The 26,003-nt window shown below is 67.9% G+C and carries 19 protein-coding genes; 12 read left to right on the forward strand and 7 right to left on the reverse strand.

Annotated features, from left to right (window positions below; genetic code table 11):
- Positions 1 to 423: 423 nt before the first annotated feature.
- Together J2Y49_RS10420 and J2Y49_RS10425 are read right to left on the reverse strand one after the other, a co-directional pair.
- The gene (locus J2Y49_RS10420) at positions 424 to 2,655 is read right to left on the reverse strand and encodes an ATP-binding protein (RefSeq protein ID WP_310114717.1); all 2,232 of its coding nucleotides are present in this window, start codon (positions 2,653 to 2,655) and stop codon (positions 424 to 426) included.
- Positions 2,656 to 2,936: 281 nt separating this feature from the next.
- Positions 2,937 to 4,373, reverse strand: a complete 1,437-nt coding sequence (locus J2Y49_RS10425; protein ID WP_310114720.1) for a hybrid sensor histidine kinase/response regulator — start codon at positions 4,371 to 4,373, stop codon at positions 2,937 to 2,939.
- A gap of 368 nt (positions 4,374 to 4,741) precedes the next feature.
- Here J2Y49_RS10425 and J2Y49_RS10430 point away from each other — a divergent pair, with 368 nt between their 5' ends.
- From J2Y49_RS10430 to J2Y49_RS10440, 3 genes are all read left to right on the forward strand, one after another.
- A complete protein-coding gene (locus tag J2Y49_RS10430) occupies positions 4,742 to 6,256 on the forward strand; it encodes an ATP-binding protein (protein ID WP_310114723.1) in 1,515 nt (504 codons plus the stop codon).
- Between the two features lie 123 nt (positions 6,257 to 6,379).
- Entirely contained in the window at positions 6,380 to 6,871 is a 492-nt protein-coding gene (locus J2Y49_RS10435) for an MmcB family DNA repair protein (protein ID WP_310114724.1), read from the forward strand.
- Positions 6,872 to 6,969: 98 nt separating this feature from the next.
- Positions 6,970 to 7,704, forward strand: a complete 735-nt coding sequence (locus tag J2Y49_RS10440; protein WP_310114725.1) for a response regulator — start codon at positions 6,970 to 6,972, stop codon at positions 7,702 to 7,704.
- Positions 7,705 to 7,735: 31 nt separating this feature from the next.
- Here J2Y49_RS10440 and J2Y49_RS10445 read toward each other — a convergent pair whose 3' ends face one another.
- Positions 7,736 to 8,983 (reverse strand): D-alanyl-D-alanine carboxypeptidase family protein, encoded by a 1,248-nt coding sequence (locus J2Y49_RS10445; protein ID WP_310114727.1) that lies wholly within the window; start codon positions 8,981 to 8,983, stop codon positions 7,736 to 7,738.
- Positions 8,984 to 9,529: 546 nt separating this feature from the next.
- Between J2Y49_RS10445 and J2Y49_RS10450 the strand changes: the two genes are divergently transcribed.
- Positions 9,530 to 10,240, forward strand: a complete 711-nt coding sequence (locus tag J2Y49_RS10450; protein ID WP_310114728.1) for a hypothetical protein — start codon at positions 9,530 to 9,532, stop codon at positions 10,238 to 10,240.
- 5 nt (positions 10,241 to 10,245) lie between these two features.
- Here J2Y49_RS10450 and J2Y49_RS10455 read toward each other — a convergent pair whose 3' ends face one another.
- Positions 10,246 to 11,019 carry a peptidase gene (locus J2Y49_RS10455; protein ID WP_310114729.1) on the reverse strand — a complete coding sequence of 258 codons (774 nt, stop codon included), beginning with the start codon at positions 11,017 to 11,019 and terminating at the stop codon, positions 10,246 to 10,248.
- 494 nt (positions 11,020 to 11,513) lie between these two features.
- Here J2Y49_RS10455 and J2Y49_RS10460 point away from each other — a divergent pair, with 494 nt between their 5' ends.
- From J2Y49_RS10460 to J2Y49_RS10480, 5 genes are all read left to right on the forward strand, one after another.
- On the forward strand, positions 11,514 to 12,026 hold the full coding sequence (locus J2Y49_RS10460) for a TIGR01841 family phasin (protein WP_310114731.1): 513 nt from the start codon (positions 11,514 to 11,516) through the stop codon (positions 12,024 to 12,026).
- A 318-nt stretch (positions 12,027 to 12,344) separates the two neighbouring features.
- Positions 12,345 to 12,818 carry a phasin family protein gene (locus tag J2Y49_RS10465; protein ID WP_310114734.1) on the forward strand — a complete coding sequence of 158 codons (474 nt, stop codon included), beginning with the start codon at positions 12,345 to 12,347 and terminating at the stop codon, positions 12,816 to 12,818.
- Between the two features lie 333 nt (positions 12,819 to 13,151).
- Positions 13,152 to 13,478 carry an ATP-dependent Clp protease adapter ClpS gene (gene clpS / locus J2Y49_RS10470; RefSeq protein ID WP_014246998.1) on the forward strand — a complete coding sequence of 109 codons (327 nt, stop codon included), beginning with the start codon at positions 13,152 to 13,154 and terminating at the stop codon, positions 13,476 to 13,478.
- Between the two features lie 8 nt (positions 13,479 to 13,486).
- The gene (gene clpA, locus J2Y49_RS10475; protein WP_109075459.1) at positions 13,487 to 15,802 is read left to right on the forward strand and encodes an ATP-dependent Clp protease ATP-binding subunit ClpA; all 2,316 of its coding nucleotides are present in this window, start codon (positions 13,487 to 13,489) and stop codon (positions 15,800 to 15,802) included.
- Positions 15,803 to 15,982: 180 nt separating this feature from the next.
- A complete protein-coding gene (locus J2Y49_RS10480; RefSeq protein ID WP_409017829.1) occupies positions 15,983 to 16,816 on the forward strand; it encodes an NAD kinase in 834 nt (277 codons plus the stop codon).
- A gap of 19 nt (positions 16,817 to 16,835) precedes the next feature.
- On the opposite strand, the gene J2Y49_RS10485 is transcribed toward J2Y49_RS10480, so the two are convergent.
- The 3 genes from J2Y49_RS10485 to J2Y49_RS10495 all read right to left on the reverse strand — a co-directional run bounded on the left by J2Y49_RS10485 (position 16,836) and on the right by J2Y49_RS10495 (position 19,201).
- Positions 16,836 to 18,023, reverse strand: coding sequence for a fused response regulator/phosphatase (locus tag J2Y49_RS10485; protein ID WP_310114742.1), 1,188 nt, complete (start codon positions 18,021 to 18,023; stop codon positions 16,836 to 16,838).
- Between the two features lie 10 nt (positions 18,024 to 18,033).
- Positions 18,034 to 18,831, reverse strand: coding sequence for an ATP-binding protein (locus tag J2Y49_RS10490; protein ID WP_310114744.1), 798 nt, complete (start codon positions 18,829 to 18,831; stop codon positions 18,034 to 18,036).
- Positions 18,832 to 18,895: 64 nt separating this feature from the next.
- Positions 18,896 to 19,201 carry an STAS domain-containing protein gene (locus tag J2Y49_RS10495; protein WP_310114746.1) on the reverse strand — a complete coding sequence of 102 codons (306 nt, stop codon included), beginning with the start codon at positions 19,199 to 19,201 and terminating at the stop codon, positions 18,896 to 18,898.
- A 291-nt stretch (positions 19,202 to 19,492) separates the two neighbouring features.
- Between J2Y49_RS10495 and J2Y49_RS10500 the strand changes: the two genes are divergently transcribed.
- From J2Y49_RS10500 to J2Y49_RS10510, 3 genes are read left to right on the forward strand one after another with little or no spacing between them, the layout of a single operon-like run.
- Positions 19,493 to 21,877, forward strand: coding sequence for an ATP-binding protein (locus tag J2Y49_RS10500; RefSeq protein WP_310114748.1), 2,385 nt, complete (start codon positions 19,493 to 19,495; stop codon positions 21,875 to 21,877).
- Entirely contained in the window at positions 21,874 to 24,609 is a 2,736-nt protein-coding gene (locus J2Y49_RS10505; RefSeq protein WP_310114750.1) for a response regulator, read from the forward strand. The genes J2Y49_RS10500 and J2Y49_RS10505 overlap by 4 nt, the downstream gene beginning before the upstream one ends.
- Positions 24,606 to 26,003, forward strand: coding sequence for a DUF1329 domain-containing protein (locus J2Y49_RS10510; RefSeq protein ID WP_310114752.1), 1,398 nt, complete (start codon positions 24,606 to 24,608; stop codon positions 26,001 to 26,003). The genes J2Y49_RS10505 and J2Y49_RS10510 overlap by 4 nt, the downstream gene beginning before the upstream one ends.

Below are 26,003 nucleotides of genomic sequence, written 5' to 3' on the forward strand. Positions count from 1 at the left end.
ACCGGGACGGATGCCCCTGGAATGGGGCACCCGTCGCCGCGGCAGGCCGTATCCTCCCGATCCCGGTTCCCGTGCCGCGGCGCCCGCAGAGGCAAGCCGATGGCATCGGGCCGGAACCTGTCTTGTTGGGTCCCGCCGAAGCGGAACCTCCACCTTCCAAGGATTTTCCAAGGAGTGTGCTAGTGCGAAAGAAATAGCCCCCGTGGCCAGGGGACCCAATGACCTACATCAATAAAGTTACCAAGCTATTGTTGCAGTTGGGTTACTGGGTTCGTTTCGGAGCGGTGAGCGACCGCAGCATAACCGAAACTTGCGCGTCCACGGACGAGAAAAGCGGACCGGTGGGAAAAACCGCCACCATTGCGCGCCGCGGCATGGCCTATGTGGCGGCAGGGACCGGACTGCAGGGGCTTGGCCGTCCGTTCACTCCGCGGCAGCCGCGCAGGAGCAATGCTGCACGAGGCGTGGGACGCTGACGGTGAAGACGGTGCCGTGCCCCACCCGCGACCGCACGGTGACGGGATGGTCCAACATCTGGGCCATGCGGCGGACGATCGACAGCCCCAGACCCAGGCCGCGCCCGCTGTCGCGCTGGTCGGTGCCGCAGCGGTAGAAATCTTCGAAGATCGCCGTCATCTCGGCTTCGGCGATGCCGGGACCGGTGTCCCATACCTCGATGGACAGGCGGTCGCCGCCCTCGCTATCGCAGCGGCGGCGGCAGCCCAGCAGGATCCGCCCTTCGGTGGTGTAGCGCAGGGCATTGACCAACAGGTTGCGCACCATCCGCTCCAGCAGGATCGGGTCGCTGCGCACGCGGACCGAGCAGGGCACCATCCGCAGCTCCAGCCCGCGGTCGGCAGCCTGATCGCCGATCTCGATGGACAGGCGTCCAAGGATGTCCTGCACGTCGAAATCGACGATCCGCGGCTTCACGTTGCCGACCTCCAGCGCAGAGGTGTCGAGCAGGGTAGACAGCAGCGTGTTGCCGGCGCTCAGCGCCTCGCCCAGCTTGTTCGCCACCTCCACCTGCTGGGGATCGTCCAGCTTGCTCAACAGGATGTGATGGAACAGGCTCATCGCCTGGAAGGGCTGGCGCAGGTCGTGGCTGGCGGCGGCCAGGAAACGGCTCTTGGCCTGGTTGGCGCGCTCCGCCTCGGCATGGGCGCGGGCAATGGCCTCGCGGATTTCGACCGACTCCGTCATGTCGACCGCGGCACAGATGATGCCGCAGACCGCCCCGGTGTCGTCGCGCATCGGCTCCATCGACAGGTCCAGCGCGCGGCGGATGCCGTTATAGGTCATTTCCACTTCGCAGCGGGCGCCGATCCCGCGCTCCATCACCGACCGCTTGATGGGAATCAGCCGGTCGGCGTCCTGCGGGAACAGTTCGGCGTCGGTACGGCCGATCATGCGTTCCGGACGGAAGTCCGGCTGCGGGCAATAAACCCACAGATGCCGCAGGTCGAGGTCCTGGGTGAACAGCGTCACCTTGGAATGCCGCAGGGCCATCCGGAACCGCTCCTCGCTCTCACGCAAAGCGCGAGCCATGGCGGCGCGGGCACGCGCCTCGGTGCGCAGCAGGCGCTTCGTCCGCGCCTCGCGCAGCACATAGGCCACGGCGCCGGCGGTCAGAAGGAACCCGCCGATCAGCATGGTCCAGGCCAGCCGGTCGTCGGCACTGAACAGCCGCACGGCCCCCGGCACCACGTACAGCCGCCACACCCGCCCGCCATAGGCGATATCGCGGACGATGGCCCGCGACGCCGCCTCCCCGGTCAGCTGCTCCACCGTCAGCGGCCGGATCGGAGGATGCGGAAGCTCGCCGGGACGGCTGAGCGCCCCTTCGGCGGCAAGCAGCCGCGGCGCTCCCGCCTTCGGGTCCAGCAGATAGGCGTCGCCAACGGTCAGCCCCACCCGCAGAACCGCATCACGCAGCAACTGGCCGACATTGAAGCTGGTCCACAGGAAGCCGGTCAGGACATCACAGACCGTACGGGCGGCGAACCGGCCCTCCCCGGTATCGACGTCGCGCGAGTAGACCGGCAGGTAGATCAGCGCGGAATCCGGACCGAACTCTGCCCGCAGCGGCTCGCCCTCGGCCACAACCACGCGATTGGCAGCACAGGATCGGACAAGCACATCGCGCTGACCGGGCAGGCTGGCCATATCCAGGCCGATCAGGCCGACCGCCGATTTGGGCTCGGCAAGCACATTCACGAACCGGTCGGCGCCGGGTTCCAGGTCCGCGTCTTCGGCGGCATAGCGGACGGCGAAGGAGGTATGGCCGGCCGACCGCATCGCCCGCTCCAGCAGCGGCAGGTCGCGTTCGGCCATCCGCCGTGACCAGACGACGCCGCGAAGATTGGGATAGAGCGGAAGCAGGGGTTCGGCCGCCGAGGAAAAGCTCGCCTCCGTCACCGGCTCCGGTCCGGCCATGGGACCGCTCAGCGCGCGCAGAAGGACGCTCTGATGGTCGAAGCTGCTCTTGAGTTCATCATGGAGTTGGATGGCCTGACGATCGGCCAGGGCATGTTCGGCATCGCTGGTCGCGGCACGGATCAGAAGGAAAGCGCTGAGGGATAGGAACAGGCCGGCAACGACAATGACTGGAACCGCCGTGCCCGCCCGTCCGTCTCCCCGATACCGCCGGTTCATCCGATAGCCCTCCGTCCCGCCCATACCCGATCATAGCGAGGGAAAGACATAAATGGGTATGTGAAAGATACGCCTCAAACGAAAGAGGGAGGTATCTCTCACCATCGGGGGATCGGAAAACGTCTTGAGAAAGGTTCGCCAAAAGATCTCTGTCGCATTTTGCCGCATTCTTGCGACCTATGTTTCAGAAAAGTCATTGCGCAACAGCAACGATTGGCGCGCCCCTTCCATTACCCTTCTTCCGTTTTGCCGAATCCACTACCGATTTAGAGTCAATATTATCAGAGCGGGTCGTGCCCAAGCAGGCGGATGACCACCGCACGCAAGGCGAGCGGCGCTACCGGCTTGTGGAGCAGCGGATAGCCGGACAGGCGCGCCTCGCGCAGTCGCTTCGGATCGGTATCGCCGGTCAGGATCATGCCGGGCACCGGACGGTCGAACAGCTTGGCGATCTGACGGATGGCGACGATGCCATTCGCCGCTCCCTTCAGCCGCAGGTCGGAAATGATGAGGTCGAATCGGTCGGGCGTCGGGCCGATGCGTGCGACGGCGGCATCGTAGGATTCCGTACCCACCACGCTGCACCCCCATTGGCTCAGCAGCGCCTCCAGTGCCGCCAGCACCATCGGATCGTCCTCGATCACCAGGATGCGGGTCCGGCTGATGTCGGCCCCACCGCCCTCCGGCGCAGCTGAGGCAAGCGGCTCCTCTTTGCCGGCGCCTTCTGCCGCCTCGACGGAGCGCGGAACGATCACCGCGAATACTGTGCCCCGCCCCTCCGCCGAACACACCTCCAGCCCGAAGCCGAGTTTGCGTGCCAAGCCGCGGACCAGCGTCAGGTCCAGCCCCAGAGTGCCGGAGCCCTCCCCGGCCGGACGCGCCAGTTCCGCCTTCAGCGCCTCCAACCGCTGCGGGGACAGACCGCGGCCACTGTCCCACACCTCGATCCGCAGGCGGTCGCCGCGGGTGCGGCAGCCGACCAGAACCCGGCCATGCATCGTAACGCGCAGGGCGTTGGCGACCAGCCCGTGCAGCAGGCGCTCCAGCAGGGCGGAGTCGGTCCGCACCACCGCCGAACAGGGCATCACGCTGAAGCGCACCCCGCGGTCGGCGAAGCGCGGCGCCACGTCCAGCGCCAGCCGCATCAGGACCCCATTGACGGCGTGGGTGCGAATGTCCGGCTCGACCAGACCGCTTTCCAGGCGGACCAGATCGAAATGACCATCGACCATGCTGCGCATGGACTCCACCGCCTGGGCCATCGAGTGCAGCAGGTCGCCCCCCGACCGCTCCGCCGCGCCCGTGCGGCACTCCTTCAACCGGCCGTCCAGCGTGCCGATCAGCAGGGACAGTGCCGCCAGAGGCTGGCGCAGGTCATGGCTCGCCGCAGCGAACAGGCGCCCCGCCGGGTCGCGCATCGGCGGTACGGCCGGGACCGGGGCGGGAATGTCCGCGGATGCGGAAGCCGAGACGGGTTGGGTGGTGGAGGATGTGAGGTTGGCGAGCCGCCACACCGCCCCGCCACCGGCCAGCGGGACAACCATGCGCTCCGGCCCGGTCCGCTCCTCCAGGTCGGCGGACGGCATCCCGGCCGAAAGGCGGCCGGCCAGACCCGGCAACGCTTCGGCCGCCGGAGACCAGTCGGCCAGCCGTCCGTCCACGCCGAACACCAGAATCGGAGGCGCCGAGCAGTCGGCATCGTCTTGGCTGCCGTTCATGGCCACACCTGCATCCAAACCATAACGCCCCGGCAACGATCACGCTGTGGAGCTACCAGAGTATGGAAGCCATCGCCCGCTGCAAAGCCCGCCATTGGGCAGAGCTTACGCGAAGATCGTGAGGAATCGCGCAATCAAACCTTTTGTTGCTTTTTCGGTAAATCCAATAGAAACCATCTGCAAAGGAGGCTTTCTGTTACATTTCGACAAATAATCGTCGCCATTCCAGGCTTGGCCTTCAGCGTTTTTTAGGAATGGGCCGCAATGATGGACGGATGGAATGCGACGCGCAGACTTGTGACGATGGGGAAAGCGGCCGGGCAACCGCCGGGAAAGTCCTGCCCGATGATCTTTTCCTCTCGGCAATGATGCGGCTACCGGTCGCGGTCGCCCTTCTCAAGGCCCACCGCGACTGCACCGGGGCGCTGACGGACCTGGAATGGCGGTCGGCCAACGCGGCGGCGGAACGGCTGCTGGGCGCCGCCCCTCTGGCCGGCCGCCGGCTGCGCGGCGGTGCGACCGACGCCGCCTGCCCGGGACTGTTCGCGGTGCTGGCAGACGCCCTGCATGAACCGGTGGAGCGGACGGTCGCGGCGCGGCGCGGCGGCATTCCCGTGCGTTGGCGGGTGGTGGCGGCCCCGGCGCCCGGCGGCCTCAGCGCGATCCTGACCGACCTGGGCCCGGAGGCGCCCTCCGTAGCCGAGGCGCTGGCCGAAAGCCTGACCGCGGCGCTGGAGCACAGCGCCGAGAGCTTCGCTCTGTTCGACCATGACGACCGCCTCGTCCACGCCAACAGCCGGTTGAAGAGCGACCTGCCCGCGCTGGCCGACCGGCTGGTGCCCGGCGTGCCCTTCGAGGAGTTGGCCCGCAGCTTCGCCCTGTCCGACCCCCGCCTGACCACGGAGGAGGAGCGCGCGACATGGCTGAGGGTGCGGCTGGAGCGGCATCGCCGGCTGGAGCCGCCGGTGGTCGTGCCGCTGCCCGACGGGCGCTGGCTGCTCAGCCGTGAACATGCGGTGCCCGGCGGCGTGCTGGTCCACTACACCGACGTCACCACGCTGAAGCTGAACGAGGAACGGATGCGCGTCCGCGAGGCGGAGGCGCGCGCCGCCCGCAGCGAGGCGGAAGGCGCCAACCGCGCCAAGAGCGCCTTCCTGGCGCAGATGAGCCACGAGTTGCGGACGCCCCTGAACGCCGTCCTGGGCTTTTCCGAGATGCTGCTGTCGGAGCCGTTCGGGCCGCTGGGCAACCCGCGCTACCGCAGCTATGCCGGCGATATCCGCGATGCCGGGAGCCATCTGCTGGCCCTGATCGACGATATCCTGGAATTGTCGCGCCTGGACGGCACCATGCCCATGGCCGAAGAGGGGGTGGATCTGGACGCCCTGTCGCTCAAGGTCGCCGCAGCCCTGCAGGAGGTCGCGGCCGAGGGCGAGGTCCGCCTGCGCCGCGACGTGCCGGCCGACCTGCCGCTTCTGCAGGGTGACGCCCAGGCGCTGACCCAGATGCTGACCAATCTGCTGTCGAACGCGGTCACCCACACCCGGCCGGGCGGCGAGGTGGTGCTGACGGCGCAGCTGATGCCGGACGGCGGGATCGGGCTGATGGTGGCCGACACCGGCGTCGGCATCCCGACCGCCGAGCTTCCCCGCATCCTCCACCCCTTCGAGCTGCAGGATTCCACCATCGCCCGCAATTCCCGCGGGACCGGGCTGGGGCTGCCGATCGTAAAACGGCTGGCTGAAATGCATGGCGGCCGGCTGGAGCTGACCAGCGAGCCGGGAGTCGGCACCGCCGCCGTTCTGGTGTTCCCCGCCGACCGCAGCCTGCCGCGCGACCGTTGCAGGCCGGCTCCCCTGCCCCCGGTCATCATTCCGGGCTGAGGCGGGTTCGGACCGGGCGCAGCCCGCCATACTCTTTTTGCCCCTTGGCGCCGCGAAGCCGACGCGGCATTGTGTCCCCATCGTTCCCGAACCGTTCTATTTTCCAGTGGTGGCGCAGCGCCAATGAGCGACGACCTTGCCGTTCCGGCTTCCGATGGTGAAACTGCCCTGTCCGCCGGCAGAGCTGTGCCGATCTTCCGCGGCGTGCGGCGGGCGCTGGCGATGCGCGGCTATGCCACCCTGACCGAGTTCCGGCTGGCAAGCGGACGGCGGGCCGACGTGCTGGCCATCGACGAGTCCGGCTGCATCCTGATCGTCGAGGTGAAGAGCGGCGTTCCCGATTTCCGGTCCGACCAGAAATGGCAGGAGTATCGCGAATGGTGCGATGCCTTCTATTTCGCCGTCGATGACGGTTTCCCGACCGAGCTGATTCCGGAGGATTGCGGGCTGATGGTCGCCGACGCTTATGGCGCCGAGATCCTGCGCGAGGCGCCGGTCAGCAAGCTGGCCGCGGCCCGCCGCAAGACCCTGCTGCTGCGCGCGGCGATGACCGGCGCCGGGCGCCTGCACCGGATCGAGGATCCGCTGTTCACCCAGGCCTCTCCCACCGTGTGACTTCGCCCCCATCCGACACTGTCTCATGGTGTGGGTGCGCGCAGCCGGGGAACCGGCTAAACTGCGGTCCTCTCATCAACCGGGAAGAGCGGACCGGCATGCCCCCCTTGCATATCCTGCTGGCGGAAGACGAGACGGTCACCCGCCTTGCCGCCCGCGCCCTGCTGGAACGTGCCGGCCATCGGGTCGTGGCGGTGGAGGATGGCCCGGCCGCCGTCGCGGCCGCCGCGCAGATCGCCTTCGACCTGATCCTGATGGATTTGGGGCTGCCCGGCCTGCCCGGCGACGAGGCCGTCCGCGCCATCCGTAGCCGGCCGGGCGGCGGCACCCCGCGGATCCTGATGCTGACGGCCAGCATCACCCCAGATGGCCGCGACCGCTGCGCCGGCTGCGGTGCCGACGATATCCTGGCGAAACCCCTGAAACTGGACGCCCTGGCCGCCGCACTGGCCGGCTCGCCGCAAGCGGTCCCGCCGGTGGTCGAGCCTGATTTCGACGAAAGCGCCATTGCGACGATGCGGGACATGCTGCCGCCCGACCGCACCGCCGAGTTGATCGGCAAGACGGCGGCCGTGCTGCGCCAGCACGATCAGGCGCTCGGCGAAGCCTTGCGGAACGGGGATCGGATGACTGCCGGGGCGATGGCGCACAAAATCGCCGGCGTGTCGGGCCAGTATGGCTGCCTGGCCCTGCGCCGCGCCGCCCGCGCACTGGAGGCGGCGTTGGAGGACGGCAACAGTGCCGACCTGCCGCCGCGGATGGCCGATCTGACCGGCGCAATGGCGCCGGCGCTGGCGTTCCTGGATCGTTGCGCCGCGGCGACGCGGGGGTGATCCCCCCGCCCCGTTCCGCGATGGGCGCCGGTCAGCCGCGCTCGCCGGGCGATACCGCGACACAATGGTGCCCGTGCTTCGTCAGGACCGCGCAGGCCTTGCGCGCATCCCTTTCATCAAGACCGGTCAGGCGGGCACGATAGACGGTGTCCTTGCCGGCCTTCGCCTCCACCACGCTGGCCTTGGCCGCGCGCAGGATGAAGGGAGCCTGCTTGACCGCCTGGCTGACCGCCTTGTTGCCGGCCGCGCGGCTGGAGAAGGCGCCGACCTGGACACCCCAATGCGAACCGGTTTCGCGGGCGGCCTTGCTCTCCCGCGCCGGAGCGGCGGGAACCGCGGCCATCTGCACGGCGGCGCGCACCGGCTTGGCCTTCACCACCGGCTCGTCGTCGTCATCCCCCTCGCCGTCGACAGCGTCGGAGCGGGTGGTGTCGAGGCTGGCCATCACCGGACCATCGTCGCGGCCATGGCCGGGCCGGCCGAAGGCTTGGTCGAGCAGCGCCGCCATCTTGTTGTCGCGCGATCCCGCGGACTTGCCGCCCATCACCACGCCGACCAGACGGCGCCCATCCCGCACCGCCGATGCGGCAAGGTTGAAGCCCGACGCGACGGTGTAGCCGGTCTTGATGCCGTCCATGCCCTCATAGCGGGACATCAGGTGGTTGTGGTTGGCCAGCGTGCGGCCGCCATAGACGAAATTGCGGCGGCTGAAATAGGGATAGTATTTGGCGTGGTCGCGCATCAGGGCACGGGACAGCGCGGCATAGTCGCGGGCGGTCGTCACCTGCTCCATGTTCGGCAGGCCCGACGCGTTGCGGTAGACGGTGCGGCGCATGCCCAGTTCGCGCGCCTTGCGCGTCATCATCTCGGCAAAGCGGGACTCGGTGCCACCCAGCGCCTCCGCCAGGACGACGGCGGCGTCGTTGGCCGACTTGGTGACGAGGCCGAGGATCGCGGTTTCGACCTTCAGCGTCTGACCGGCGCGCAGGCCGAGCTTGGTCGGCGACATGCTCTCCGCGAAGGAGGAAACCGGCAACTGCTGGTCGAGGGACAGGCGACCGTCCTCCAGCGCGTCGAAGGCGAGGTACAGCGTCATCATCTTGGTCAGCGACGCCGGATGGACGATGGCGTCGGCGTCCTGGTCGATCAGCACCTGCCCGGTACGGGCATCGACCACGATGGCCGCGGCCTTCGCCGCCAGTGCTTCGGCCGCCGAGAGGCCGGACCCTACGGCCACCATGCCCAGCAGCGCGGCCGCCGCGAGAAAATGGCGTCCCACACCCGCCGAACTCCGCCCGCCGACCGTATCCGTTCCGCGAAAGGCGAACGGAAACAATCCGTTACGAACGGTGTTGCGCGTTACACTCATGATGGCCCCGCCAACCGCTAAATTTTGGTGCTTGGTTCAATGGTAAATTCGTGCGAAATCAGTGTCTAGCAGGAATTCGTTAATTTCTTGCTTTGGCTTTTGGCAGTGTCTGTGACCAAAATGGCAGGTCCTGGCTGACGGAGGATGACGGGGAAGACCGCGGAGGACGGCACGCAAGCGGAGGGGTTACGGCACGGGGGGCAGACGGATTACCGGCGCCCTCCGATCGGCCGGGGCCCGGCGATCGGGCTTGCCGCCGCGACCTGCGCCCTCCACCTACCAGGGGCCGCTGACGCGAGGCAAGCGACAATGAGCCGTGGTCATCAAAGAAGCGTCCCGGACACAAGCGCACCGGGAACAACCGTTCCGGCCGACGCCTTTTCCCCCGGGGGCCTTCGCCGCGGCATCTCCCGCCGTGCAACCGCGGCCCGTCTGGCGGCATCGATTGCGGCATCCGTGCTGGCGCTCGCCGGCTGCAGCTCCACCGGGCCGACCGACAATCCGGTGGCGCGCAAGCTGACCTGGTTCAGCTATCTCAACGGCGACGATCTGAGGACGCGCTGCGGCAAGGACGGGACCGACCGCTTCCGCCTGGTCTTCAACGCCGACTACAACCGTCATGTGCGGACATACGACGTCGTCGGCGACCCGGAGCGCGGCGGTGCCGCGGTGGAGGCGCATGTGATCGAGGCGACCGACCTCGCCCGCATCACGCCGGCCGATCCCTTCTCCGCCGCCCGCGGCCGCAAGGCGTCGCTGCAACTGAGCGCCGCGCAGTACGACAGCTTCATCGGCCGCCTGCGCGAGGACGGGGCGTTCGACCCGCCGCCTTACGGGCTGCGGCTTCCGTCGAACGGTTTCTACTGGCTGATCAACGGTTGCCGTTCCGGGCAGTGGTTCTTTACCGCCTTTCCCTACCCGTCAAGCCGCTTCACCGATGCACGGTTCCCGGAGCTTCTGCGCAGCATCGACCCGACGGGCGTCGCCTATCCAGGCCTGCCGGAGCCGGAGGACGCGCCGCGCACCCTGCCCTCCTCGAGCCAGTTGGCGGACGGCGGCGTCTTCTTTGAAATACAGGTCGGCCGCAACGGGCAGGGCCACTATGGATTGGTCGGCCCGACCGCACCCTTCGGGGCGCTGATGCTCAGCGCCCTTCCGGAGGACTGAACCGCTCAGGCCGGCTCTTCGGCCGGTTCTTCGGCGATCCGGCGCGGGCGCAGGCTGTCGGGCACCAGCGTCTCGACCCAGGGGCCGTCCGGCATGCGGCGGGCCAGTTCCGTCAGGTTGCGGTTCCACCACTGGCGCTGTTCGCTGAGGTCGTCGTAGTCGTAGTTCGACTGGCGCCAGCTGCGCGATTCCGCATGGTAGGACACCATGTCGATGGGAAAGCCGACGTCGTTGCTGGAGAAGCGGGTGCTGTCGAAGGACAGGTAGGCCAGCTTCAGCGCCGTCTGCATGTCGGTGCCATAGGTCAGGGCCCGGTCCAGGATCGGCTTGCCGTAGGCGGTGGCGCCGATCGACAGGTAGGGCGTGCGCTCGTCCACCTCGATCCAGTTGCCTTCCGGATAGACCAGGAACATGTAGGGTTCCCGGTCCTCGGCCAGCTGGCCGCCGATGATGGCGTGCAGGTTGAAGTGCAGCTTCGACGCCTCCAGCGATTCCTTATCCTCCGCGGCGACTTGCCGCAGGCAGGCGGTGAAGGCCGACACGGCGTCCAGCATGGTCGAGTAGGCCTCGCCCCGGCGCTTCTGCATGTCGCGGCGGAGATAGGCCAGCGTCTTGTCGCGCACGCTGCGCAGGCCGGAATTCATGATGAAGAAGCGGTCGCCGCCGCTGCCCATCATCGTCACCTTGCGGGCCGACGAAAGCTGCGACCCGCTGGTGATGCGGCCGTCCGACAGACCGATCAGGCCGTCGCGTGTCTTGATGCCGAGGCAATAGGTCATGATCGAAGGGGTCCCGAAGATGCGGCCTGGAGAGCGGACGGCCGGGAGCGCCGCGTCCAAGCGCCGCACCTGACCATTGGCCGAGGCGATTCACGCCCACGGCCACGCTACACTTGTCCCACCGCCGGTAAATCCTTCGTTAAGGAGTTGCTTCATTAAGGAGTTGCCGCCGGTTCCGCGACCACAGCACCCGCCGGCAACGTCCGCTATGCCGTGTTCGTCGGAAATTCACGCGATCGAGGTATGGTGCGGCGCAAAAGTCTAGGCCGATACTTGCCGAACGGACTGTTGACAGCGCCCCCTGCTTAGCTCATAAAATCCTCATATTGCAGTGCAGCATTCCTGAGGCCGGATTGCGGTTTCAGGGACCGGCCGGACCGGATGCACAACGTATAAACGCAACGCAAACCGCTGCCGGCAGGCATCGCGCCCCGCTCCGCGGCGGCCGGGCCCATCTTCAAAACGTCGGCATCAGCCAGGAAGGAACGCGCGTCATGAACCAGTTCACGCCGAAGTCGCTCGAGAACGTCGCCGCCCAGGCGAAGGAGCAGTATGAAGGTCTGGTGAAGGCCGGCCAGGAGCAGACGGTCAAGCAGTTCGAGCAGACCGCGACCGCCGCCAAGGAGCAGTTCGAGAAGACCGCCGCCCAGCTGCTGAAGAGCTACGAGGACCTGCAGGCCACCGGCAAGGCCAATGTCGAGGCGCTGATCGCCAGCAGCACCATCGCCGCCAAGGGCGCCGAGGATCTGGGCCGCGAAGTCGTCGCCTACGGCCAGTCGGCGCTGGACAAGTCGATCACCACCGGCAAGGCCCTGCTGGCCGCCAAGACCCTGCAGGAAGTCGTCGAGCTGCAGAACGATTTCCTGAAGTCGAGCTTCGACGCGATGCTGGCCGAGACCAGCCGCCTGCAGGAGCTGACCACCAAGGTCACCAACGAGGCGCTGGCCCCGCTGAACGCCCGCGTCACCGCGACGGTGGAGACCTTCTCCAAGCCGATCGCCGCCTGACCGGCCCGATCCGATCGATCCTGACGGCCGGGGTTCAGCAATGGGCCCCGGCGTCGCAAACGGCCCGGCAACCTCCACGCGGTTGCCGGGCCGTTTGCGTTCGAATGAGGCATGGCCTGCACGCCGGGATTTTTGTGCAGTGCACAATTCGCCATTGACTCAGGCCCCGGCTTTCCTTACATTCCGCTTATGTTGCAGTGCAGCATATCTCGGGCGCCCGCCCTGCCGGGGTCCGAGGGTTTCAACCCACTCCGCACCCGGTCGCCGCATCGTCGGGGCCGCGCGGTTGACCCCTGAGAGAGCGCGAGGAGCATAGCCATGTCCGACCAGATCACCGCCGTCACCAAGTCCGTCGAAGACGCCATCGCCACCGCCAAGCAGAACCTGGAAGGCCTCGTGAAGGCCCAGCAGGAGCAGGTCGAAAAGGCCTCCGCCCAGGTGCTGAAGGGCTATGATGAGCTGACCGTCCTGACCAAGCAGAATGTCGACGCCTTCGTGAAGTCCGGCACCGTCGTCGCCAAGGGCGCCGAAGAGGCCGGCAAGCAGGTCGCCGCCTTCACCCAGTCCTCGCTGGAGAAGAGCGTGTCGAACGCCAAGGCCATGCTGGCGGTGAAGACGATCCAGGAACTGGTCGAGCTGCAGAACGCCTACGCCAAGGCCAGCATCGACGCGCTGGTGTCGGAAAGCACCAAGTTGCAGGAGCTGACCGTCAAGATCGCCAACGAGGCGCTGGCCCCGCTGAGCGCCCGAGTCAACGCCACGGTCGAGGTTCTGTCGAAGAAGGCCGCCTGATCGACGGAACCGGCCAGGCCCTGACCGGCCTGCCGACCGTTACCAGGTGATGGCCCGCATCGCGGCGGCCCGGCATCCCTGACAGGGGTGCCGGGCCGCTTTGTGTTCGCATTCAATCGAATCTCCGCAGTGCCGCGGAAAGGGGCTAGGGTTTTCCGCCGATTGCGGCCCGACTGAAAGCGATGTCTCCTATTACGGGGTAGCGGGAGGGTCGGCGGACCAAAGGAGGGTCTGCCAAATGGAGGGTGACTGAAAACGGCCCCTTCCCACCGCGACCGAAATGCCCATATCATTCACATAGACAGTGCATCGCGATGAAATTCGACTGGGACCATGGCCGACTCTGACAAGCAGGGCAACGACGGCACAAACAGCGGCGTGGTCGTCAAGGCCAAGCCGAAGACCAAAAAGCCGTCGATGTACAAGGTGTTGATGCTGAACGACGATTACACTCCAATGGAGTTCGTCGTTCTCGTTCTCGAACGCTTCTTCAGCAAATCGCGGGAGGAAGCGACACAGATCATGCTGCATGTGCACCGGCGGGGTGTGGGGTTGTGCGGCGTGTTCACCTACGAGGTGGCGGAGACGAAAGTCACGCAGGTGATGGACTTTGCGCGCCAGAACCAGCACCCGCTGCAATGCACGTTAGAAAAGGATTAGACCCACACATGCTGTCGCGTAACCTGGAACAGACGCTGCACCGAGCCCTGGCCCACGCGAACGAGCGCAGGCATGAATACGCGACGCTCGAACATCTGCTTCTCGCGTTGACCGAAGACTCCGATGCTACCGCCGTCTTGCGCGCTTGCGGGATCGACCTCGACCGACTGCGCGCGGAACTGTCGGATTACCTCGACAACGAACTTGCGAACCTTATCACGAACAGGCCCGATGACGCCAAGCCGACGGCTGGTTTCCAACGGGTTCTGCAGCGTGCGGCCATCCACGTCCAGTCGTCGGGACGTGAGGAGGTGACGGGAGCAAATGTCCTCGTTGCCTTGTTCTCTGAACGCGAGAGCCACGCGGTCTATTTCCTGCAGGAGCAGGAGATGACCCGGTTCGACGCGGTCAACTACATCTCTCACGGAATCGCGAAGGCTCCGGGCCGCTCGGAAACCAAGCGGGTCTCGGGCGCTGACGACGAGGCGGCGGCGGAGAAGGTCGTGAAAAAAGGCAGCGAAGCGCTAGAGGCTTATTGTGTCAACCTGAACAAGAAGGCGTCCGGCGGGAAGATCGATCCGCTGATCGGCCGGGAGCAGGAGGTCGAACGGACCATCCAGATCCTGTGCCGGCGGTCGAAGAACAATCCGCTGTATGTCGGCGACCCCGGTGTCGGCAAGACCGCCATCGCCGAGGGCCTGGCCCGCCGCATCGTCCAGCAGGAAGTGCCGGAAGTGCTGCGCAACGCCACCATCTTCGCGCTCGACATGGGCTCGCTGCTGGCCGGCACGCGCTACCGCGGCGATTTCGAGGAGCGGCTGAAGGCCGTCGTGTCGGAGCTGGAGGCGACGGAGGGGGCCATCCTCTTCATCGACGAGATCCACACGGTGATCGGCGCCGGTGCCACCTCGGGCGGTGCGATGGATGCCTCGAACCTGCTGAAGCCTGCGCTGGCCTCCGGTTCGCTGCGCTGCATCGGGTCGACCACCTACAAGGAATACCGCAGCTACTTCGAGAAGGACCGGGCGCTGGTCCGCCGCTTCCAGAAGATCGACGTCAATGAACCGTCGGTCGAGGATGCGATCAAAATCCTGCAGGGCCTGAAGCCGTACTACGAGAAGCACCATAAGGTCACCTACACCAACGACGCCATCCGCGTCGCGGTGGAGCTGTCGGCCAAGTACATCGGCGACCGCAAGCTGCCCGACAAAGCCATCGACATCATCGACGAGGTCGGTGCGGCGCAGATGCTTCTGCCGGAGAACAAGCGCCGCAAGAAGATCGGCGTGAAGGACGTGGAGGCGGTGGTCGCCAAGATCGCCCGCATCCCGCCGAAGTCGGTCAGCCGCGACGACAAGGAAACGCTGCTGAACCTGGAGCGCGACCTGAAGACCATGGTCTTCGGCCAGAACAAGGCGATCGACGCGCTGGTCTCCGCCATCAAGCTGGCTCGTGCCGGCCTGCGCGAGCCGGAGAAGCCCATCGGCAACTACCTGTTCACCGGCCCGACCGGTGTCGGCAAGACCGAGGTGGCCCGCCAGCTCGCCATGACTCTCGGCATCGAGCTGACCCGCTTCGACATGTCGGAGTACATGGAGCGGCACACGGTGTCGCGCCTGATCGGCGCCCCTCCGGGCTATGTCGGCTTCGACCAGGGCGGCATGCTGACCGACGCCATCGACCAGCACCCGCACTGCGTCCTGCTGCTGGACGAGATCGAGAAGGCCCACCCGGATCTGTTCAACATCCTGTTGCAGATCATGGACCACGGCAAGCTGACCGACCACAACGGCAAGATCGTCGACTTCCGCAACGTCATCCTGATCATGACCTCGAACGCCGGCGCCGCCGACATGGCCAAGCCCGCCATCGGCTTCGAGCGTGACCGCCGGGTCGGCGAGGACATCGAAGCGGTCGAGAAGATGTTCACGCCGGAGTTCCGCAACCGTCTCGACGCGATCATCCCGTTCGCGCCGCTGACGCAGGAGGTCATCAACCGCGTCGTCGACAAGTTCATCATGCAGATGGAAGCGCAGCTGGAAGACCGCGGCGTGTCCATCGAGCTGAACGAAGAGGCGCGCGAGTGGCTGGGCAAGAAGGGTTACGACCCGCTCTACGGTGCCCGCCCGCTTGGCCGCGTGATCCAGGAGTACATCAAGAAGCCGCTGGCGGAAGAGCTGCTGTTCGGCAAGCTCAGCAAGGGCGGTCTCGTCAAGGTCACCGTGAAGGACGACAAGCCGGCCTTCGACTATGCCGAGGGCAACCGGCCGAAGCGCACCTCCGGCGACGACGACGAGGAAATGGTGTCGGAGATGGTCGAGTAACCCGACCACCCTGTCCCATATCGTGAAAAAGGGGGGCCGTCCGCGGCCCCCTTTTTTGTTGTCCGCCCGGCGGATGCGCTCTTTTGCATCGTCTCGTCACCGCGCGATACTTTTGCGCGAACGCCGGACTGCGCTATGGTCGGCACCATGACCGATCCCGCCGCCATGCAGTCCGCCGCCATGCAGTCCGCCGCTCAGCAGTCCGCAGATGCGCAGGCCCCCTTGCTGCCCGCGCCCGACGCGCTGCGCATCGCCTTCGCCTGCGCCGACACGGACGAGGCGCGCGCCGCCCGCACCCGGCTGGTCCATCGCTACGGCAACGCCATGCCGGACGAGGCCGACGTGATCGTGGCGCTGGGTGGCGATGGCTTCCTGCTGGAAACGCTGCACCGGGCGCTCACCCGTGATCGCGAACGGCCGACGCCGGTCTATGGCATGAACCGCGGGTCGGTCGGCTTCCTGCTGAACGCCTACCGCGAGGAGGATTTGGCGGAGCGCATCGTGGCATCGCAGCATGTCCGCCTGCACCCGCTGCGCATGATCGCCACCAGGGTGAATGGCGAGCGGGTGGAAGCGCTGGGCATCAACGAGGTGTCGCTCCTGCGCGAGACGCGGCAGGCGGCCAAGCTGCGCATCACCATCGACGGGGTGGTCCGGCTGCCGGAGCTGATCTGCGACGGCGCCCTGGTGGCGACGCCGGCCGGCAGCACCGCCTACAACCTGTCGGCCCATGGCCCCATCGTGCCGCTGAACGCCGGGGTCCTGGCCCTGACGCCGATCAGCGCGTTCCGCCCGCGGCGCTGGCGCGGCGCCCTGCTGCCCCACGCCGCCCGGATCACCTTCGACGTTCTGGAGGAGATCAAGCGCCCGGTCAGCGCCGTCGCCGACTTCACCGAGGTGCGCGAGGTTCTGCAGGTGGAGGTTCAGGAATGCCGCGAGGTCGGCCTGACCCTGCTGTTCGACCCGGAGCTGAATTTCGAGGAACGCATCCTGAAGGAGCAGTTCGCTCCCTGACTCCCTACCCCCGCCCCTTTCACGCCCGCCTTGCCACCCACACCGCGGTCAGGTCGTCGCGCAGAGGCAGGCGGGTGCGGGCGTAGAAGCTGTCCATCATCGGGCCGAGCGGGTGCACGCGGTCCTTGGCCAGCGCGTCGCGGACGAAGTCGGGCACGGCGTCCTGCCCCAGCGGGCCGAGTTCGTCGCCGCCGCATTCGATCAGCGCGTCGCTGTAGAGAAACAGGAAGCCGCCGCGCGGCAGGCGAAAGCTGTGGTCGACATAGTGTGCCCGCCGCGAGGCACCCAGCACCAGACCGGCCGAATCGAGCAGCCGGATGTCCGGCCCATCGCCCTTCGTGCCGGCCGGCGTGCCCAGCACCGGGTTGGGCGACCCCGCCGCAGCGAAGGTCAGCGTGTCGGTGGCAAGGTCGAGGATGCCGAAGAATGCGGTGGCGAACTGTCCGGTCGGCAGCACGTCCTTCAACGCGGCGTTCAGTTGCGCCAGCCATTGCGACGGCGCCACATGATGCATGGGAAAGCGGTCGATCAGCGTGTGCAGACGGAAGGTGTTGATCGCCGCTGTGATGCCGTGCCCGGCGAAATCGACCATCAGAAGCCCGAGCCGCCGGTCGCCCAGCGGGTAGAGCCCCCAAAAATCGCCGCCCAACTCCGACGACGTCTCGAAATGGGCGTCCAGGGTCAGGCCGTAGCGGTCGGCCACCTCCGCCAGCCGGCGGCTTTCCGGCAGAAGCGAGGTCTGCATGGCGCGGGCGTGCGAAAGCTCGCGCTGGACCCGCTCGCGGAAGGCGGCGAGATCGCTGAACAGCTTGCGCTTTTCCAGCTGATGGCGGACACGGGCGACGCATTCGCCGGGCTTGATCGGCTTGGAAATGAAATCGCTGCCGCCGGCCTCGAAACAGCGCACCTGCTCCTCGTCGCTGTCCAGCGCGGTCTGGAACAGGACCGGCAGCTCCTCATGCGTCGCGTTGCGGCGCAACGCCTCGCACATCTCCCAGCCGTTCATCACCGGCATGTCGACGTCGAGCAGGACGAGGTCGGGACGGAAGCGGTCGACGGCCGCCAGCCCTTCCCGGCCGTTCTCGGCGAAGGCGATGTCGGTGATGCCGGCGCGGCGGATCACCAGGGCCAGCGACTTGCGGTTGAACTCGTTGTCGTCGACGATCAGGACACGGCAGTCCGACAGCGACAGGGCGGGAACCGGCATGAAGGCTCCGTCAGCGGTCGAACTGCAGGACGGTGCAGCGCCCGCCGTCGGTCACCGTCACGCGGGAGGCCAGCGTGCGCATGAAGACGAAGCCCCGGCCCGACCGCGCCTTGTTGCCGGTGGTCGCAGGTGCCAGTTCGATGTCGAAGCCGCCGCCCTGGTCGACCACGGCGATGGCGATGCTGCGCTCGTTCCAGCGGCAGAAGATGTCCAGCCGTCGCCGCACCACGGCAGGGTCGCCCAGCCGGTCGCGCATCATCTCGCCGAAGCGGCGATAGCCGCCGGGCTCGCCCTTGACCGCGCTCGACAGGCCGAGGTTGCCGTGGACGATTGCGTTGGCGACCGCCTCGTGCAGGCAAAGCTCCACGTTGGACCGGCGCTGCGGGTCCAGCGCCCCGCGCCGCACCAGTTCGTCGCAGACCAGGACCGGACATTGCAGGCCATAGGCGCTGCCGGTGGTCAGCGACAGGTAGAATCCGGGCAGTCGCGGATGCTCCGCCGCCGGCGCGCCCGACCAGTCGTCCAGCAGCGCCGCGCATTCGTCGGTCCCCTCCCCCAACTCGACCGTCAGGAAGGGGCTGCGGTCGAAGGCGGCGCGCAGCCGGTCGCGGTCCGCCCGCTCCAGCAGCTGGGCCTCCACCGCCGGACAGACGCCCTCCGCAGCGTCCGGCAGGCAGGCCGTCCCGACCCCGGTGCCGTCGAAGCGGGAGAAGATCCGGGCGGCCATGTCCGCCGGGACGCGGTCGCGCAGCACGCTGAATGCACGGAGCGCCGGTTCGGCCGGGCTGTCGGGAAGGGCGGCATCCATGGCGGCAATCTCCCCAGTGAAAGGGACCGGTGCTGCCGGCGGCAGAAGGCCGGCTGCCGGATGTTCAATGTTCGAAGGTGATGATCTCGGACAGACGGGCAAGCTCGATCGATCGCCTCACGTCGCCGGCTGCCCCGCGGACGATCAGCTTCGTGTTCCGGGTCTCCGCCTCTTCCTGCAGGATCAGCAGCATGCCGAGACCGGCGGAGTCGATGAACTCAAGCCCCGACAGGTCGAGCACGACCCGGCTGCCCGGCATTTCATGCAGCTCGGTCACGATTTCGACCAGACGGTCGTGGTCGGTGAACTCCATCCGTCCGGACAGCCGGATCTCGGGAACCGCATCGGTTCTGATCGTCTTGAATTCCATACTTCCCTCACCCGTCCGTCGCCGGCCGGCCATGCGCGTGCAGCCCGGACGGCCCTCATGCAAATGCGCGTGAAACACCCGACATCCGCTTATGCACAGTAGTGCAAGCCCGGCCTTGTCCTCAAGCCCGGATGCCATGCAGGCCTCACCTATCACCCTGGCGCGACACTTTTCCCCTACGCAACACCCCGGGTTCACCCCCATGGACGCGTCGTCCGCAACGGGGTAGAACGTCTTGACGGGTGCACGCGCGCTGAGTGCCGCACCAACGAACGTCCGGAACGGCAGTGCATGACCAGGATCGCTGAGGCGTGGCGGCGCGTGCCGGCGGTATCGGCAAAATTCCTGCTGATCCTGGTCCCAAGCCTGGTGGTCACCGTCTCGCTGTTTTCCGCCCTGTTCTTCTACGACCGCTACCAGGATCTGCAGGCGGCCCTGCGGGACAAGGTGGCGACCATCGCCGACATCAATGCGGCGGCGCTGTCCAACAACCTGTGGACCTTCGACGTCCAGGCGATCCGCAACGTGATCCAGGCCATCGGCGCCAACCGCGAGCTGGTCTGCGTCGAGGTGACGGACGATCTGGCCGACGGGCTGTTCGCCTGGCCGGGGCCGAGCTGTCCCTTGAGCGGCGACGCCAACATCGAACGGCGCCCCATCCGGGTGCAGAACCTTCAGGTCGGCACCATCACCCTGCACTATGACCACAAGGTCGCGCGTGAACAGTTGCGGCAGGAGGTGGTGAACACCGCCGTCCTCCTTCTGCTGATGCTGGCCGGCACCATCGCGGCGGCGCTGGCGGCGCTTCGGCTGACGGTGGGTCGGCCGCTGCGGCGGCTGATCGCCTCCATCCTGGAATCGGAACGCGGCGGCGGGCTTCAGCCGGTGGATTGGCGCGCCTCCGACGAGCTCGGCCGGGTGATCCAGGCCCACAACGCCATGCTCGCGCGGCTGGGGCAGGAGGAAGCCGCCCTGCGCAAGAGCGAGCAGCGGCTGGCGCTGGCCATCACCGCCACCCGCTCTTCCGTTTGGGATTACGACCTGCGGACCGGGCAGTATTGGTGGTCGAAGGAGTTCCCCGCCCTGCTCGGCTACGGGCCGAACGATCTGACCATGACGACGGAGACCTGGGCCTCGCTGCTGCATCCGGACGAAGCGGAACGGGTGATGGCCGAGTCGCGGCGGCGGCTGCGCGACCGGGCCATGGCCTACACCGCGGTCTACCGCATGCGTCGGCGCGATGGCCGCTGGGCCTGGATCGAGGATCGCGCCACCGCGCAACGCGACCCCGACGGCCGCGCCCGGCGGCTGACCGGCACCATGTCCGACGTCACCGAACGGGTGCGGGCGGAACTGGATCTGGCGCACGAGCGCAATGTGCTGCAGGTCACGCTGGACAACACCGACCAGGGCATCATCAAGGTCGACGGCGGCGGCCGTGTGGTGATGGCCAACAGCCGCGCGGCGGAACTGCTGAACATCCCGCCGGACATGCTGACCGGCAGCCCGCGCTTCGCCGACGTGGTCGCCCTTCAGCGCCGCCAGGGCGAGTTCGGCGAGATGGGCGACGATCCCGACCTGTATCTGAGTTATGGGATCGGCGGGCTGGACGGCGGCCCCGGTGGCCGCCTCGACGAGCCGGCCGGCACCATCGACCAGCCCTTCACCTTCAAGCGCCGCCGCCCCGACGGCCGCATCGTGGAGGTGCGCACCAATCCGCTGCCGGAGGGCGGCTTCGTCCGCACCCTGACCGACGTGACGGTGGAGGCGCGGTCGGCCGAGGAAATCTTCAACGCGATGCAGGAACTGGAGAAGGCATATGCCGACCTGAAGGAGACCCAGGCCAATCTCGTCCAGGCGGAGAAGATGGCCTCGCTCGCCCTGCTGGTCGCCGGCGTGGCGCACGAGATCAACACGCCCATCGGGATCGCCTTCGGCTGCGCCACCCATCTGTCGGGACGGACCGGCACCCTGGCCGAAGCGTTCGAGCGCGGGACGATGAAGAAGTCCGACCTCGCCGCCTATGTCGCCACAGCCGGCGAATCCTCCCGCCTGATCGAACAGAACCTGACCCGCGCCGCCGAACTGATCCAGAGCTTCAAGCGGGTCGCCGTCGACCAGACCAGCGAGGAGCGGCGCCGCTTCGACCTGCTGGCCTATCTGGAGGAGGTCGTGACCTCGCTCGGCCCCACCCTGCGCAAGAGCCGCCACCGCGTCGCCATCGCCTGCTCGCCCGGCATCCAGATGGACAGCTTCCCCGGCGCGCTGAGCCAGGTGGTGACCAACCTGGTGATGAATGCGCTGACCCACGCCTTCCCGTCCGACTGCAAGGGGCACATGGTGATCGACGTGGACGAGATGCCGGACGACGAGGTGGAGATCCGCTTCGCCGACGACGGAGTCGGCATCCCGGCGGAAAACCTGCCCAAGGTGTTCGAGCCTTTCTTCACGACCCGGCGCGGGTCGGGCGGCAGCGGGCTGGGGCTGCACATCGTCTTCAACCTGGTCACCCAGTCGCTGGGCGGGCGGATCTCGGTTGACAGCGTTCCCGGCGATGGAACTACCTTCACTCTGCGAATCCCGCGGACCGCCGCCAACCCGCAGGCGGCCCCGCAACCCCAGTCGCAGCCGCCCCACCTTCCGACGCCCGTCCCGCTGGAGACCGACCCCGCATGAGCATCGGCGCCGCCTTTGACGACGACGAGATTCTGTTCGCCGACGAGGAGGCGGAGGGCCTTGCGGATCGCTCCGGCGCCATGGCGGTCCAGCGCGCGCCCGCGCACGACCCGGCCGCCCCGCCCTGGACCATCCTGGTGGTAGACGACGAATCGGACGTCCATTCGATGACCGGCCTGCTGCTGGCCGACGTCGCCTTCCAGCGGCGGCGGCTCGAACTCGTCAGCTGCTTCACCGCGGCGGACGCCCGTTCGGTTCTGGAACACCGCCGCGACATCGCCGTGATCCTGCTGGACGTGGTGATGGAGGAGGATGATTCCGGCCTGAAGCTGGTCCGCTGGATCAGGGACGATCTGGGCAACCGCGACGTCCGCATCATCCTGCGCACCGGCCAGCCGGGTCAGGCGCCGCAGCGCGACGTGATCGTCGATTACGACATCAACGATTACAAGCCGAAGGCCGACCTGTCGGCGGAGAGCCTGTTCACCGCCGTGATCGCGGCGTTGCGCGCCTTCGACCAGATCCAGTCGATCGAGACCCGCGTGGCTGAACGCACGCGCGAACTGCGCGAAAGCCGCGAGCAGGCGGAGGAGGCGACCAAGGCCAAATCGGCCTTCCTCGCCACCATGAGCCACGAGATCCGCACGCCGATGAACGGGGTGCTGGGCATGCTCGGCCTGCTGGAACGGACCGAACTGGACGAGCACCAGCGCGACACCGTCGCCACCATGCGCGAATCGGCCAGTGCGCTGTTGCGGATCATCGACGACATCCTGGATTTCTCCAAGATCGAAGCCGGGAAGATGGATCTGGAGCGGGTGCCGCTGTCGGTCCCGGCATTGGTCGAAGGGGTGGCGGAAACGTTGGCGCCCGCCGCCGGGGCGAAGGGGCTGGCGCTGCTGACCTATGTGGACCCTGCAATTCCGCCGGCCCTGCTGGGCGACCCGGTGCGGCTGCGCCAGATCCTGTTCAACCTTGCCGGCAACGCCATCAAGTTCACCGAGGCCGGCCGCGTCGTCATGCGCGCCGAACTTGAGCCCGCAGCCGCGGATGACAATGACGATGACAATGACGATGGCGGCACGGAGCCGCTGCTGCGCATCGCCGTCTGCGACACCGGGATCGGCATCGCCGAATCCACCTGCCAGCGCCTGTTCCAGCCCTTCACCCAGGCGGAAAGTTCGACCACCCGGCGATTCGGCGGCACCGGGCTGGGGTTGTCGATCAGCCGGCGGCTGGCCGCGCTGATGGGCGGCGAGATCGGGGTGGAAAGCGAACCCGGCGCCGGTTCCACCTTCTGGCTGCGCCTGCCGATGGCCCGCGCGGCGGCACCCGCCCCGGCGGAGGACGGCAGCGACGCCATCGGGCTGGGCGGTCTGACGGTGCTGCTGGGCGTGCCCGACGATACCGAGCGCGGGTTCCTCGCCCGCTATCTGGAACAGGCCGGCGCCCGCGTGCTGCCCGCCTCCTCCCCGCCCGAACTGGCGACCCAGGCCCGCGTCGCGCGGGAGGCCGGATGCGCCGTCGGCGTCGTCACCATCGACGAGGCGCTGCATGTTCCCGCCGCGGCCTGTGCACCCGACGAGTTCGGCCGCCGCAGCGGCGAGCCCCGGCCGCCGGTGGTCCTGCTCTGCCACGAGACGGGGGGAGAAGCGTCCGCCACCTCCCGTCCCGGCACGCGGGGCGCGGAGCCCGGCACCGTGGTGCTGAGCCGCCCGATACGCCGGCTGGTGCTGCTGCGTGCCGTGGCGGTCGCCGCCGGGCGGCTGGTTCCCCCGCCCGCCGCCCATGCCTGCCCCCATGACGCCGCCCCCGGCGGCGCCTCCTCCACGCCCGCCGCCGGCCGTACCGCCGCCACGAAGCCGTCCGCCCCCGCCGCCCCCAGCGTGGAAGAGGCGATGGCCCAGGGGCGGCTGATCCTGGTGGCGGAAGACAATCCGGTGAACCGCAAGGTTCTGCTGATGCAGTTGCAGGCGCTGGGTTATGCCGCGGAGATGGCACCGGGCGGGGCGGAGGCGCTGGCCGCTCTGGACGCGATGCGCCAAGGCGGGCGCCGCTACGCCCTGCTGTTGACCGATGTCCAGATGCCGGAGATCGACGGCTTCGAGCTGACCCGCCGCATCCGCGCCGCCGAAGCGGGTGTCGGTAAATCGGGTATTGGCAACCGCCTGCCGATCGTCGCGATCACCGCCAACGCCGCCCCCGCCGACATCGAGAACTATCGCGCCGCCGGCATGGACGATGTGCTGAGCAAGCCGCTGGAGCTGTCGCAACTGGCCGTCGCCCTCGCCCGCTGGATGCCGCCGGCGCCGGTTTCGCCCGATGCGGCGGACAGCGCTCCGCCGCCGCCTGCACCGCCGCCGGCCGACGGTGACGCGCTGATCGAGCTCGGCAGCCTGCGGACGCTGTGCGGCGGCGATGCGGCGATGCTGGCGGAACTGCTGGACGATTTCGTCACCATCGGCCGCGGGATCGTCGCCGACCTGGATACGGCGCTGGGCAACGGCGACCGCGACTGGATGCGGGCCTGCGCCCACAATTTGAAAGGCTCCTCGCGCAATGCCGGTGCCAAGCCGCTCGCGGAAGCGGCCCGTGTGCTGGAGCAGGCCGCAGCCGAGGGTGCGCCGCTTTCCCAGCTTGCGGAGGCGGCCGACCGGCTGCGCCACAGTTTCGCGGCCACCTGCGAGGCCATCGGCAAGGAGTTGACCGAAGCGGAAAGTCCGGCACGATGAACGATCCGACGATCCGCCACCCCAGCCGGCGGGAGGCGCTGGGCTTTCTGCTGGGCGCCACCGTGGCGACGGCGGCATCGCCGTTGCGGGCACAGGATGCGCCGCCTCCGAATGGATCGGCCGACGTCGGCGTGCCCCGGCTGGGCGAGGAACTGACGCCCCTCGGGGCGGTGCGCGCCGGCAACCGCACGCGGGCGATCCCGCCCTGGACCGGCGGGCTGACCCAGGCGCCGCGCGGCTATGTGCCCGGCCGCCCCTCCCCCGATCCCTACATCGAGGATGTCCGCTGGTTCACCGTCGGCGCCGCCGATGTGGAGCGCTACAAGGTCCGGTTGACCGCCGGGCAACAGGCGCTGCTGGAAAAATATCCGGATAGCTTCGAACTGGCGCTGTTCCCCTGCCGGCGCAGCGCCGCCGCCCCGCAGCGCATCTATGACGCGTCGATGGCGAATGCCGATCGGGCTGCGCTGGGGGCGAACGGTCTGATCCTGCGCGATGCCGCGGTCGGCGTGCCCTTCCCCATCCCGGCGAACGGGCTGCAGGCAATGTGGAACCACAAACTGCGCTGGCGCGGCGATCGGGTGTCGCGCACCAGCCTGACCATGGTCCAGTCCGGCGACGGATCGCGGTCCCAGACCCGGCTGCGCGAGGATTTCCTCTCTCCTTACGCTGCCGGGGACGCGGCGGCACCGCCGCTGCTCTACCGCCGTACGATTCTGGAACCGCGGGAACAGGCGGGCAGCAGCCTGGTGCTCCAGTCGACGCTCGACCCCATCGCCGCGCGGACCCGCGCCTGGGCACGGGAGGGCGAGCGCGGCCGGGTGGTGCCGGCGCCCGACTTCGCCTATGACACGCCGGACCCGGTGACGGGCGGCATCTGCACCGCCGACATGCTGGACATGTTCAGCGGCGCGCTCGACCGCTTCGACTTCACGCTGGTGACGCGGCGCGAGATGTACATGCCCTACAACGCACACCGGCTGACCAATCCCGGCCTGACGGCGCGGGACATCCTGTGGCCGGGCCATCCCAACCCGCAGTTCCTGCGTTACGAGATGCACCGAGTCTGGGTGGTGGACGCAAGGCTGAAGCCGAACTTCCAGCACGCCCTGCCCGACCGCACCTACTACCTGGACGAAGACAGCTGGCAGATCCTGGCGTCGGAGCATTACAACGGCAAGGGCGAGCTTCTGCGCTACGCCGAGGCGCATCCGATCCCGCACTGGCAGGTCCCGGCACTGGTCCCGACGGTGGAGTTCGCCTTCGACCTGACCGCCGACCGCTATGTCGCCCGCGGCGTCGACAACGGCCTGCCGCCGCCGCAGTTCGACGCGCCGCTCAAGCCGGAAGACTTCACCCCCGAGTCCCTGGTCCGCCGGGGCCGGCGGGGGTGA

The sequence above is a fragment of the Azospirillum sp. BE72 genome (assembly GCF_031455875.1).
Classification (GTDB): domain Bacteria; phylum Pseudomonadota; class Alphaproteobacteria; order Azospirillales; family Azospirillaceae; genus Azospirillum.

Coding starts and splice junctions, on each gene's coding strand:
- J2Y49_RS10420 (WP_310114717.1), bottom strand. CDS start 2,655: ATGAACCGGCGGTATCGGGGAGACGGACGGGCGGGCACGGCGGTTCCA.
- J2Y49_RS10425 (WP_310114720.1), bottom strand. CDS start 4,373: ATGAACGGCAGCCAAGACGATGCCGACTGCTCGGCGCCTCCGATTCTG.
- J2Y49_RS10430 (WP_310114723.1), top strand. CDS start 4,742: ATGCGGCTACCGGTCGCGGTCGCCCTTCTCAAGGCCCACCGCGACTGC.
- J2Y49_RS10435 (WP_310114724.1), top strand. CDS start 6,380: ATGAGCGACGACCTTGCCGTTCCGGCTTCCGATGGTGAAACTGCCCTG.
- J2Y49_RS10440 (WP_310114725.1), top strand. CDS start 6,970: ATGCCCCCCTTGCATATCCTGCTGGCGGAAGACGAGACGGTCACCCGC.
- J2Y49_RS10455 (WP_310114729.1), bottom strand. CDS start 11,019: ATGACCTATTGCCTCGGCATCAAGACACGCGACGGCCTGATCGGTCTG.
- J2Y49_RS10460 (WP_310114731.1), top strand. CDS start 11,514: ATGAACCAGTTCACGCCGAAGTCGCTCGAGAACGTCGCCGCCCAGGCG.
- J2Y49_RS10465 (WP_310114734.1), top strand. CDS start 12,345: ATGTCCGACCAGATCACCGCCGTCACCAAGTCCGTCGAAGACGCCATC.
- clpS (WP_014246998.1), top strand. CDS start 13,152: ATGGCCGACTCTGACAAGCAGGGCAACGACGGCACAAACAGCGGCGTG.
- clpA (WP_109075459.1), top strand. CDS start 13,487: ATGCTGTCGCGTAACCTGGAACAGACGCTGCACCGAGCCCTGGCCCAC.
- J2Y49_RS10480 (WP_409017829.1), top strand. CDS start 15,983: ATGCAGTCCGCCGCTCAGCAGTCCGCAGATGCGCAGGCCCCCTTGCTG.
- J2Y49_RS10485 (WP_310114742.1), bottom strand. CDS start 18,023: ATGCCGGTTCCCGCCCTGTCGCTGTCGGACTGCCGTGTCCTGATCGTC.
- J2Y49_RS10490 (WP_310114744.1), bottom strand. CDS start 18,831: ATGGATGCCGCCCTTCCCGACAGCCCGGCCGAACCGGCGCTCCGTGCA.
- J2Y49_RS10495 (WP_310114746.1), bottom strand. CDS start 19,201: ATGGAATTCAAGACGATCAGAACCGATGCGGTTCCCGAGATCCGGCTG.
- J2Y49_RS10500 (WP_310114748.1), top strand. CDS start 19,493: ATGACCAGGATCGCTGAGGCGTGGCGGCGCGTGCCGGCGGTATCGGCA.
- J2Y49_RS10505 (WP_310114750.1), top strand. CDS start 21,874: ATGAGCATCGGCGCCGCCTTTGACGACGACGAGATTCTGTTCGCCGAC.
- J2Y49_RS10510 (WP_310114752.1), top strand. CDS start 24,606: ATGAACGATCCGACGATCCGCCACCCCAGCCGGCGGGAGGCGCTGGGC.